Here is a 12,856-nt window from a genome sequence, read left to right as displayed (position 1 = left end):
GTTTTCTGGTTTTATTTTATAAGCGTTTTGACTTTAACAATATTTATATATTAATTTTGCTGTTTATTTATGCTTACATCAGATTTCAAGATTAATTGAAGTTTTGATATTGAGATGTATACACACAAAATACCTATTACACTCCTGAAATGGACTTTATTTCATTTACATTTAAGCATAATTTAATTAACTAAATTTTTATAAATGTATCTACATAAAGTAATAGTTTTATGTTCCAAATTAAATGTGTTGATCTTGATTAGGATTTAAAATTTTAAATTCTTTAATAATTTTAATTTTTCGCTTGTGTAGTTGCCTGTAAAATATTTTTATGAATCTTAAATTAATAATAACTAGAAGCGAAGCAGAAAATTTTAATGTTTTCTTTGATAAATACAAAAATTCACTTTTTTCAAGAGATGAAGAAAATTATTTTTTTCAGTCTCATTATAAATTAGAGAAAGAAAAATTAAACATAAATTTGAAAATATTGAATTTTGATGATATTGAAGTTATAGAAAAATTATTAAATACAACGCTAACAATTACTTTTAACAAGTTAAAAAAATACAAGTACTCATAGTGATGATTTTGTATACAAACATAACGATGATACTTTTTTTAACCCCGATGTTAAAAATTTGTTTTTACGAAGAAATAAATGATATTTTTGACTTTGTAGGTAATTTATTTATTTTTACCTTACAAAGTCATAAATTAAAGAATGGAAATAAAAGATTTTCTTTTATGTTTTTAAACACACTACTAAGAATTATGGGATTTTATTTAAAATGAACTAATAAATCAATATTTATTGAAGCTGATATCTTCAATTATTATCAACAATATAACGAATATCTTATTTATTCATTTGTTACTAAACTTCAGAATAGAGATTTTGGAAATTATAATATAAACGAATTTATGTCAAGTAGTGCTAGCGATCCTTTCTTATCTAGATGTTATAAAGAAATTGCAATTAATTATTCTAATCAAACGATAGAAGAAAGACATGCTAGAGTTAAAAACGAAATAAAAATTTGATTAAAATCTAATTTAGTAATAAAATTAAATTATTAATGAGGTAGACAATGACTGATAAAAAAAGAATTTACAAATCTAGATTTAGACTTTTTGAAAAAAATTGAAGAAGATTTTGATAAATTAAGCATGGATGATTTTTTTAAAGAATGTGAAACATACAACGAAGTTCAAAGAATTATGCGAGCATTAGAAAAAATGTAACTTTTCCAAAAACAAAATTTTGCAAAATTTTGTTTTTTTGTTACTCTTAACTATAAAAGCTTTTTAAATTGTGATTGTAGTTAAAAACATCATAAAATGATTTTTTTAAATTAATTAAAATTTTATTTTTACAATTTAAAAGTTATTTATGGTTAAAGTTATTACTAACTATGATTTTGCTAGTTTAACTATGTATATTTATCGCTTGGATGATTTGTGTATTTAATTTCGGTTTTGAGAATTTTATGTTAGTTTTTGGTTTTATTACGCTGACATCAAGAAAACATTGGAAAATGTTAAAAATAGAACCGATCAAACTAGTGGAGTTGGTAAAAATCCAAGCCTTACTCAAGCAACTGATGATTATAATCAGTTAAAAACTGCATTTGATGCATTAAAAGCAGCTGAAAGCACAAGAGATCAAAAAATAAGTGCTAAAAACACTAAAGATCAACAATATACAACTGCTAAAACAACATATAATAACGCTAAATATTCAAATATTCAACAATATCTAACTAACGCTCAAACTACAGCGACAAATACATTAAATAAAGTATTAAATAATACAGCTTCAACTACAGATCAAATTAATAATGCGTATGATGCATATAATAGAACTTTAGATGAAGCTATAAATAAAGCCAGTGCAGCTAAAGCATTTAAAGATAAATATGATCAAGTAAGTAATCCAATTAAAGATAATAAATATTCAACTATTAAAAACGCTTTAGATACATTAAATGAAATTGATAGAGCAAAAACTGGCTTAGACAATATTAATGCTACTGATGCAAGTGTATTTAATAGTGGTAAAACTAAATTAGATAATGAAAATAGTAATGTAAATAGTTCAAAATCTAAATTAGATGCTTTAGAAACTGAAATTGGAAAATTAAAAACATTATCTACACCTACAAATGATGCTAACAATACTGATATTACCTATTTCCATGGTTTAGTTAATACTGATACTTATGCTAATCAATTAAAAAATGAAGTTACAAATGCTTTAAGTCCTAATTCGTATAACGCCCCTACAACAACTGCTACAACATTAGTAGCTACTAATAATGCTGCTATAAGCGCTGTTAATTCATACAACAATGCTTTAAGTACTGCTCAAAATCAATTTAATAGTGAAGCAAATCAACGAGTAAAACAAAAAGCAAAAGAATTAATTAGAGCTGAATATGAAAAAATAACTAGTGCTTTAAGAACAAATATTGATACTTTTAAAGCAATGAATGGCAAAACTCCTAATGATATAGGTCAAAAAATTAAGCAAGAGTATGAAAGTGCTAAATCTAAATTAGATACACTAAATACAGGAGCAGATAAATACTTGCAACAAGCAAAAATGCAAGATCAAATATTTAATGATGCCCAAAATGCAATTAATTTATTAAATAGCGGTCAAGAAAAAACTAGATTGCAAGGTATTTTAAATGGCAATAATGTTAGTGATACTGAATTGAAAAAAGCGCTTAAAGATGCAAAAATAGAAAAAGTTAAAGAAAAAACAGCAACTATTTCAACTAATAATCCTAAAAAGAAAGAAATTCAAAATAAATTAAATCAATTAAAAAACAATAATGATGTTGAACTGAATCAAAATCAACTAGATAAAATTAGTCAAGAAATTGAAGATCATTACGAAGTATTTGGTTTTTATCCAACTGAATCTACCACAATACCGAATAATACAACTTATCAATGAACAAATAAAGATGTTGTTGGTATTTTAAAACTTAATAAATCCGGTGGTAAATACGCTAATAAATGAATTTATATAGTAGCAAACAACGGAAATAATCGTGTTGTATCTCATCCTATTCAATATACTAACGATCAATTAAAATTCACATTTGCAAAACACAAATTTAAAGTTGATGGTGATTACAATTTAGAAAAGGTTGTATTTGGAGATAGAAGTGGTATACAAGATTCTCAAATATTAAGAAATAATACTGTAATTGACAAAGATTACGCAAACACTTCTAATTTTAATGTTAAAAACAACGGTGAAGTTATCGCTTCAAATGTAACATTACATTATGAAAATAAATATCCAGTTACTCGAGTTGGTAGTCAATTAAATTTTACTAGTGGCTCAAATTTAATAGAAGCTGTGACTGATAATAGAATTAGAATTACAGGTTTTAGAACTGATAATATAGAAATTTTACAAAATCCAGCTATTTCAGTTCAATTAAAAGGAAAAGCCACTTTTCAAACTCTTTCACAACAACCAGGTATTAATAAATCTCCTAAACATTTAGTTCATGATGTTACAGTGGAAGGCGGAATTAGTGGTGTTAATGTAATTCAAGAACAAAATGGTGATATTAGTTTTCAATTTGAGGCTCTTGAATTAAAAGCTGGCTATGTTTATAATTTAGAATCAATTACATTCAGAGGACGCTCAAATTTAAACAATCAAACTAAAGTATATACTTGACATCGTCAAAATCAGCAAGACAGTGATAATATAAAATACGAAAACAATACATACACAAAGAATACAGTTGAAACTGAACACTATTTATTTAAAGGTGATCATAATCATCGAAATAACATTTTATCACCTAATTTGCAACAATCAGTTAAAGGATATAGTGATGATGTTCACCGAATTGTATTTAATAATGATTGAGATGCGTTCACATTTTCTAAATTATTTAATTATTTAAATAGTAAAGTTCCATCAACTCAAGCAATTTATGAACCTGAAGGTGAATCGGCAAGATTAAACAATAAAAAAGCTAAATTGTCACTAAGAGATAAATGAGTAAATTATATAGCCGAAAAAGTTGGTCGTTTATTAATCGAACATCGAAAAGTAACTAATTCGAGCCAAACTAGAATTCCAACTGATACGCATTATGGATTACATCGAGCACTTCATGGTGTTCAATTAGGCTATAGACATGGAAGTTCTCAAAATTGAAATGAACTATTTATTGGCACACCTGATATTAATAGTAAAAATAATTTATGACCTGTTTTAGGAGGTAAAAACTTAGAAACTTTAACCCGTTTAGAAAGAAGAGAAGATTTAATTGGAGAACTTCAATTATTTATGAAAAGAAATGCTAATGATTGACGTCTTTGATATCACTCTCCTAGACAAACTGCTGGTTTTTATGACTGAGATGCATATACACAAAATGCGTACTATACCCTTGAGGCAGCCCTTTATTTCATTTTACATTTAGGCAAAGCTGAATTTAGAGAACAACCATAATTTAATTAACTTAATTTTTATAAACACAAAAACATAACGGAATTGCCTTATGTTTAAAATCAAATATGTTAATTTTGTTTAACATTTCAAGGTTCAAAGTGAAATTTAATTTTTTTCTATAAAAAAAATAAAAAAATGATATTATGTTGTTACAGGTTATAAAGACACTGTGTACTATATTGATAGAACAACCGTTTAAGCGCTATGTGTTAGCGTCGACAATGTAGGAAAGATTGCTAAGAGCAGTCTTTTATTTTTCTTTAAAAGTTTATAATATGAAAGGTTTTTTATGAATTTGCAAATTTTTACTGATGAATCGGGTGTTTTTGATTTAAAAAATAATAAATATTATATATTGGCAGGAATAATAATTTTTAATAAAGCAGATCGCATTAATGCAGAATTAAAATATAGAGATGTCGAAATTAATATTAAAACAAATTTAAAAATAAATAACGAAATTGAATTAAAGGCATATTCCACACCTCCTAAATACAAGAGAAGATTATTAAATACAATGAATAAATACTACAAGTTCGGCATTGTAATAGATTTAGAAAAAATATATGATAGAATTATGGGCAGCAAAATTCACAAACAATCCTTTCAAGACTATGCATATTCTCGTGGTGTTAAAGAATTTTTATTATTTTTAGAACGCAAAAATTTAATTTCATTACAAAAAATAAATTCTATTATATTTTTTCTAGATCAAAGACCCACTTCGACATCTGGTTGGTATGATTTATGTCAATCAATAAAGAAAGAATTAAAATTTGGAAAATATGACGAAAATTTTTTAAACTTTAGACCCGGAATAATACCAAACGTAAAAAATATAGAGTTGAAATACTTAAATTCAAAAACTAGTTATTTAATTAGAGCTAGTGATTTTTTAGCTAATAATCTATTTTATTTATGAAACAAGAAAAATACACAACACCGTTCTGAATATTTAAAAAAACATAGTGAATTATTCATAATAAATTTACCTTAAAATATTACGCAAAAATTATTAGATTTTTTGCTTAAATTCTCACTTTTTGAAAAAAATTATATTAATTTTATAAATATCATTTGATATCTTATCTACAAAAATATTTTTCATTTTTAAAGTTACTTACTTTCATCAGTAAAACAACTAAATAAAATCACTATTTATTTTTATAAGAATATATTTTAGGTTTTGTAAGACATCGAAAGTATTCTGTAATTGTTAATTTATTTTATGTGTAAAATAATTTAATTTATGGTTAAAATAACAAACTAACCATATAAATTTTATTTAATGTTTTGAGTAAATAAAAAAACAAAATAAATCTTATTTAATCCTTATCTTTGTGTACAATATAGATATCAAAATATATCTGAATCGCCAAGTGAAATCGTCGCAGTTGAGACTTAGAAGTGGGGTATATAGTGAGTGGACAAACCGAGAAAAATATTTTCAGGCACAACATATGTTGTGTCACTTTTTATTAAGTTTGAAGTTTGTTGTATTTTGTAAATATTTATAAATAAAAACTTATCGTTGAGATTTTAACATCCAAATATTTGGTGATTTAAATCAAAATAATTTAATTTAAACCATAAATATTAAGTAATTTGTTAAGATATTACTATCAAACTGAAACATGTTAATTTTGTTTAACATTTCAAGAAATTATTAATTTTTTTAAAATATTTTAAAAAATATAGTATTATATTTATATGTGTGGTGAATTTAGGTGGAACAACCGACCTGCGAGCATTGCCACACATTAATAAAATAAGGTTGCTAAATTTGTTATAGGATGGGGGCTGTTGTTGGCTGATAACCCATCATTTTTTTATGGAACTTTTGATAAACATCAATAATGAAAAACTTAAAAATATTTTGTTAAATTTAAAAAATATTTTAGATAAAATTTTTTATCAGCAAAACTCACAAAATAAAGAAATACATTTCGAAAATAAATTAAATGTTTTTATGATAAATAATACAAATTTAGAAAGTAGAGACTTCTTAATACAAATAAAAAATAAAAATATAAAACATATTTTAGGTCTCCACTATTGACAAAGGTTAGAAAAAAAGAAAACTAATGATTATAAATATATAAAAACTTTTATAAATAAAGTAATAAATCACAATGACCCATTATCTTATTTAGAAAAATTACTAATTAATAATTGAGAAATAATATTAAACGATATTGTTAATTCAGAAATTAAACCTGAAAAGAAAATTAAACTTAAAGATAAATATACTTCTAATGATTTTTTTTGTCCTTTTGATTTGTAGATTTGAGTTTTTTGCTCAATTTATTGAATTACTTTATAAAGAAAGCGATTGTTTTTATTTTTGAAAAATAATACTAATAATACATTTTCTTTATCTTGGGAGAACAACGCAAAAGGTTTTATTCCGATAATGGTATTAAGAGATATAACTTCTGATAATTATGAGTATAAAACATATATACCAATTTCAATAAGAATTAAAACAAAAAATAATATCAAAGAATATACTACACTTAAAATTAGAAATGTAAAACCGGTGTTAAAAACCTTATATTAAAAATTGCAAAATTGAGTAAAAAGTATTTTCTAATTTTTTGATCAAAAAAATAAAAGATTAAAAATAAAAAATGGTTATTATGAACGATAAAGAAATATTCGATATTGTTTTTATAATCATTTTGAAAAGAGCAAGCACTTGAAGCTGCTAGGATAGGAGTGGCTGTGGCGCCTAACAATATTATTTTTTTTTCCCATTTTTGCGATTTTGACGTAGATACGACAAGGAGTAGTGAGAATAAATTAGATCTTTCTGTCTTAATCTTTACTTTTAATATATTATTTAGTATAACAAGTAAAGATTAAGGTATCGCCCAAAATTTATTATAATTCGGCAATTTGAATTAAAGTGGCGAATTTATGTTAAAATAAGTATGTAAGACTAGGTCGGCACGGCATAAGATTCTCCGATCATTTTTTTATTTTCTTGTCCTATTTAATATTGTTGCGTAAATACGCATTTTTATTAAATCTAGAAATAAATTACGTTATTTTTTAATGTTTTTTACCCTAAATTAGAATATAAGGTTATTTTAAAAGTTCATTATACTTAAACTGGGAAACGTAGAAAAAACAACATCAAGAATGTTGTTTTGTTTAATTTATTGAAATTTAAAACCAGTTTGCTTAAAATCGTCACGGTTGTAGCGATTTGGGTATAAATAAGATAATAAACGCATTTTTTCGTAAAAACTAGCACGATTAAATGGTTTAGTCCCATCTCCGTAAAAATCTCATTTATTTGAGTTAAATAAATAAGTATAAGTATTGCGAGCAGTTGCTGCGGCATATAAAGCAGCTAAATTTCCTTCACTATCATACACTGATGTGCCTGAAGCTCCACCCGTGGCATCTATTGCTGAAACCGGAAATGAAATAGCATAATTAGATATATTAGTGCTACCGTGAGGCTGAATTGCAATTTGAGAACTATTAGCTAATATATATTCACGATAACGTTGTGAATTAACGTGGCCGTCTTTATTATCGCCACTTTCAACCGGAAAACCGCCAAAAAATCAGTTTAAATTAACTTGATTATTGATATGATAAGCTTCACGAGAAGTTTTAATTAAACTTAATTTTTTTCAATTTAAAATATAATTTGCGATTTGTTTTTGTTGTTCATCTAAAGCTAAATATTGTGTTGAATTATTTTGGTATTGATTGAAAAATTGAGCTAAATCAACAATTAATATTGACATATCAAATCTTGCGTGCGAATTATCGTTAAAGCTATTGATTTTATTATTGTAGCCATCTTTAACATTTTCAAAATTTCAATATTGATCAACATCACGATAATTAGAAACTAAATCTAAATTAACATCAAAACCATTTTTTCAATATAATTCATTGCCTAAAGGCCCACTAAATCCATTTTGTTCGTAATCTTGAGGTTTATTAATAATGTTAGGAATGCGAAAGTTAGCATTGATTTTATGTTTAAATTGTGTATCTAAACTAGGATGACTAGAAGTATTTCAACCACGCGAAACGTGCGTATTAGTTACAATATAAAACCTAAAATCATTAGGATCATTTGGTAACACTGGGCCTAACACACTCACACTTGAGCTTGAGGCGTCATTAAAACTAAATACCCTTTGACGTAATTGCTCTAAACCACCAGCTGTTTCATCATCTTTAAATAAGCGACGAGCTGTATTATTTCTAGATGCAAAACTGTCATAATTTAAATCTTCGTATTGTCCGTTGGCGTTTAATCTTTTAGGATCTAAAAGTAATAAATTAGTTGCGTATGAAGGAGTGTTATCTGGGTGTGGCAAAGAATTAAATTGCACATTTAAATTTTGATTTTGTTTTTTAGGATAAGCAATTGCTAAATAAGCTTCGGATAAAAGAGCATTTTTTTGGTTAGCAAAATAATGCAAACTCACATTATCACTTAAATAAACATCATCATAGCGAGCTTGAATAATCAATTTAAATTGTTTAGGTGCTAATTTTTGCACACGAAAATCATAATTAAATAATAACGCTTTTAAATTATTGTTGTTTTGTTCGTTTTCGCTAAATTCGGTATTAAAATCAATAATTGGTGCTAAATATTCGCCTATGGCTAAATTTTTAAAATCTTTAAACATAAACGCAGCATTTAAAATGCTTTTATTATATTCGTTTAGTGAGTTAGTATCATAAAAATCTTGTAACTTATTTTTAAATAAGTCCATTTTAAAATTAAGATTAACAAGTGTTTGGTCTTCAACTTCACTTCAACCACTAAAAACATCTAAATTTTTAATAATTTGAGCTTGGTTATAATTTTGGTTAATGTCTCATAAAGTGTTTTTTAAAATTTCACGTCCTTGCACGATTTGAAAAGCAAGGTTATTATTGTTCTCATCGATCATTTGTAAGTGATCTAATTTATTAGATAAAGAATTGTTGTGATAAAAACTTAAATATCTTGACCAAGCGTAAAAATTTTGCTCGCTATATAAAATTGTATTGTGGTTTTGATTTTGGTTTTTAGCAGCAATTGCTAAATTTAATAATTCATTTTTAGCTAAATTTAAATTATTGCTTAATAATTGTGGATTAGAATTATTAGCTTGCCCAGGCACATTTTTTAAATGTTGATTAATTAAATTATTATCATAATCTAAATGGTAGCGAAAACTAAAATCTAAATTATTTAAATTAATATCAGCATATTCACTTAAACTTTGAGCACTAACAAATTTTGCACTTGTTAAATTAAATTTAATATCAGGATTAAACCCGTTTAAACCGAATTTAGCATATTGATCGAATTTAATGACACTTTTATATTTATCAGGATAAATTTTATTGCCAAACTGATTAATTTGGGGACTAAATTCCAATTCAATTCATTTATTTTTATATTTACTAATGTGGCCGTTAAAATTCAATTTTAATGAACCATAAACAGATTTAGTACTATGATCGACATATACATTAAGTTGTTGCAAACTTACTTCGTTATTTTGAGCTTGAACATTATCAAAACTATATTGTGTTTTTAAGCCAAAATCAATAATATTATCCTGGCTTAATTTAGCTTTAGTAATAATATATTTATTAATTGAAATATCTAAATTTGAGCGATCAAATTCAATTGTGTTGTTGCTAGTGCGTGATGTTGTAATGATTTTAGAATAAGGTTCAAAAGGATCATAACTTTTCACTAATAATTCAATATTTTGGTTATTTAATTCACTTAAATTTGAAGTTGTAAGAGTAATTTTATTATCACTAACATTTATGTGTTTAATTTCAAAATCATTATTTTGTTGAACTAAAGCGAAATCTCAATGTGATGGAATTGAAATTTTAGTAAAGTTGCTATTTTCAATATCTTTAATATATAAACCTAAAACGGATTTAATTTCACTCGAATTTAAATTAATTGAAAAAGTAATGGAATTATAACGATCATTATGTTTGCGCTCACTAAATGTTTTGGTTTTAATGGTATTATCAGGAGCTAAATATTTAAGTTGAAAATCTAAATATTCAGTTGAATATGTGGAAGAATTTTCTTCGACTTTAAAACTAATATCAACTTGATCATTATTTATACTTTTATTAAATTCATCTAAACCATACTTATAAATTGCTCGTGGTTGAATATTTTCGTATTTTATCGTATGAGCCTGATTTTGTTCAAAACTAAATACATCAACATCGTTATGTTTAATTTTACTTAATTTAACATCAATATATTGATTAGGCACAGTAATTTTAGCAGAATAAATATTATTTGCTTGGGCTTGTAAATTAGTCTTTAAGTGTTGCTCACCACTTTGGGTTGTTAAAATGTAATCTAAACTTAAATTTTTATGTGGACTTAAAATTAAAAAACTCAATTCAATAAATTCGTAATCAACATTTTGGTTTTGCAAACGCACTTTAGTTGTACCGGTTTTAATATCACCAAAATCTTCATCTACAATTGTATGTTTTATTTGTAATTGTTGTGCGTATTCAGGTGATACTGAATTAGCATCAAAATCAAATTGAGTACTAACATTTAAAGGAGCGGTGTTAAATTCGGCCCCAATTAAAAAATCTTTACGAATATAATCTTTATTTTTAATTTCAACAAAATCGGGATGATTAGATTGTTGTGGTGTAGAATTTATATTTTGACTCGGTTTAGTCATTGGTTGTGGTTGTTGTTGGGTTTGGGTATTAATGTCGCTATGAGTGTTACTATTTGGTTCATTTGAATTTATTTGTTTATTTGCTTGTGAATCAACGTTATTTGTTGGATCGGGTTTTAAATTATTTTGGCTTGGAACATCACTTTGGTTTTGGGTAGGATTGTCTTGCGTTGGTGGAGTTGGTTTTATTGGTGTATTGTTATTGGTATGTTGATCATTTTCAGTATTATTTTCGGTTATATTATTATCCGATGTTGAGTTATTTTGATGTGGTTGAGTTTGATTATTCGGATTAACAGTTGATGTTTGAGGTTTTTGACTAGGTTTAGATTGCGGTTTAAAATCATTATGAGTTTTTGGGGGTTGTTGTTCATTTTGTTCATTTGTACATTTAGACGCACTTATGACAATTGGCAATGTTGCTAAATTTAAAATTAAAAATCATTTTTTATTTTTTTTCATTTCTATATTCCTAATAAAAATTGTATGGCATCAAGATATTTTTTAATTCTAGTCTTCTCGCTTAAAGTTAATTCTCTTCTCCCCAGTCGGGTAAAATCTAAATTATGATATAAATCAATCAGCTTAACTTCTTTGGCAATAGGATTGCTTTTCACTCTTTGAAGATACAAAGCATACTCTTCATCTTTTCTTTTAGTCATAGCATCTACTGCTTTTGCAATTGTGGTTCCAAACATATTTTCTATTAAATCTAATTTAACACCACTATCTTCGACAACATCGTGCAATAAAGCAACTATTTTAAAATCTTTATCAATAAATTTACTTGCTACATATTTTGGGTGATTAATATAAGGTTTTCCGCCCTTATCTTTTTGCCCTTTATGAGCTTTCTGGGCTAATCAGTATGCTTTTAATAAATTCATATATTTTACTCTCCTTTATTTTTTTATGTATTAAAATATACGATATTTTTACTCAAAATTACTCAATATTTATAATTTTGTGTTTTATTTTTGTATATAAATATATTTTTGTTGTTAATCTAAAATTCGAAACATATCATCAGTCAAATTATTAAAACTTTTATTCATTAATTTTAATATTTGTTTTATTTCTTCCTTTGATTTAGAAACTGGATAGATTTTAAAACCATAAGTAAAAATTAATTTTGATAAAGTTATGCTTTGTGTACTTCTTACAACTTTTGCTTCATTTGTAAAAGCATTGACTTTTTGCTCAAGAAATTCGCCTATTTCTTTATTTTGACCATAACATATAAACATTAAATCACTCGCACCCTTTCAAACCGCTAATGCTAAATAAAGTCTAGGATCTTGAAACGCTTTAGCTTTTTCTAGTGTAGTATCGTTAAATGTTGCTTGTCAAGAATCTGAAGTAAAACTAGCGTCTTTCACTTCAAGATAAATATCTTTATTTTCTTTTTTACAATCAAAACCATGTTTTTTGGTATTTATTAGATCATATCCTAAAATATTTCCAACAATTGAGTCTCTTAATTCATTGATAAATGTATCGGTATCATTTTTATTGTATTTTTCTTGGATTAAATTTATTTGTTGTAAAACATCAACACCTTCTTTTACAAAAGATAAATTGATTTTTTGAAATTTACCTTTGTTAAAAAGTTCTTCGAGTTTTGTTTTTATTTCATTCATTTTACACCTTGCCT

The 12,856-nt window shown here is 25.5% G+C and carries 9 protein-coding genes; 6 read left to right on the top strand and 3 right to left on the bottom strand.

The annotated features are described in order from the left end of the window. Positions 1 to 331: 331 nt before the first annotated feature. The 6 genes from EG856_RS01120 (at position 332) to EG856_RS01095 (ending at position 7,052) form a co-directional block, all read left to right on the top strand. Positions 332 to 583, top strand: a complete 252-nt coding sequence (locus EG856_RS01120) for a hypothetical protein (RefSeq protein ID WP_130429305.1) — start codon at positions 332 to 334, stop codon at positions 581 to 583. Positions 584 to 630: 47 nt separating this feature from the next. Further along, positions 631 to 1,080 carry a type II toxin-antitoxin system death-on-curing family toxin gene (locus EG856_RS01115; protein ID WP_165381414.1) on the top strand — a complete coding sequence of 150 codons (450 nt, stop codon included), beginning with the start codon at positions 631 to 633 and terminating at the stop codon, positions 1,078 to 1,080. A 451-nt stretch (positions 1,081 to 1,531) separates the two neighbouring features. After that, positions 1,532 to 4,492: a hypothetical protein gene (locus EG856_RS01110; RefSeq protein WP_130429303.1), complete on the top strand. Its 2,961-nt coding sequence runs from the start codon at positions 1,532 to 1,534 to the stop codon at positions 4,490 to 4,492. A 289-nt stretch (positions 4,493 to 4,781) separates the two neighbouring features. After that, complete coding sequence (locus tag EG856_RS01105; RefSeq protein ID WP_130429302.1) at positions 4,782 to 5,489, top strand: DUF3800 domain-containing protein; 708 nt, start codon at positions 4,782 to 4,784, stop codon at positions 5,487 to 5,489. An 834-nt stretch (positions 5,490 to 6,323) separates the two neighbouring features. Continuing rightward, a complete protein-coding gene (locus tag EG856_RS01100; protein WP_130429301.1) occupies positions 6,324 to 6,776 on the top strand; it encodes a hypothetical protein in 453 nt (150 codons plus the stop codon). A 60-nt stretch (positions 6,777 to 6,836) separates the two neighbouring features. Further along, positions 6,837 to 7,052 (top strand): hypothetical protein, encoded by a 216-nt coding sequence (locus tag EG856_RS01095; protein WP_130429300.1) that lies wholly within the window; start codon positions 6,837 to 6,839, stop codon positions 7,050 to 7,052. Positions 7,053 to 7,653: 601 nt separating this feature from the next. Here the strand turns inward: EG856_RS01095 and EG856_RS01090 are convergent. From EG856_RS01090 to EG856_RS01080, 3 genes are all read right to left on the bottom strand, one after another. Next, entirely contained in the window at positions 7,654 to 11,664 is a 4,011-nt protein-coding gene (locus tag EG856_RS01090; RefSeq protein ID WP_130429299.1) for a hypothetical protein, read from the bottom strand. 2 nt (positions 11,665 to 11,666) lie between these two features. After that, positions 11,667 to 12,089 (bottom strand): HD domain-containing protein, encoded by a 423-nt coding sequence (locus tag EG856_RS01085; RefSeq protein WP_130429298.1) that lies wholly within the window; start codon positions 12,087 to 12,089, stop codon positions 11,667 to 11,669. Between the two features lie 114 nt (positions 12,090 to 12,203). After that, on the bottom strand, positions 12,204 to 12,842 hold the full coding sequence (locus tag EG856_RS01080; RefSeq protein ID WP_130429297.1) for a hypothetical protein: 639 nt from the start codon (positions 12,840 to 12,842) through the stop codon (positions 12,204 to 12,206). Positions 12,843 to 12,856: the final 14 nt, after the last annotated feature.

The sequence above is a fragment of the Mycoplasmopsis phocirhinis genome (assembly GCF_004216495.1).
Classification (GTDB): domain Bacteria; phylum Bacillota_I; class Bacilli_A; order Mycoplasmatales; family Metamycoplasmataceae; genus Mycoplasmopsis; species Mycoplasmopsis phocirhinis.
Note: the sequence above shows the minus strand (reverse complement) of the source record. Positions and strands in the feature narration are given on the sequence as shown.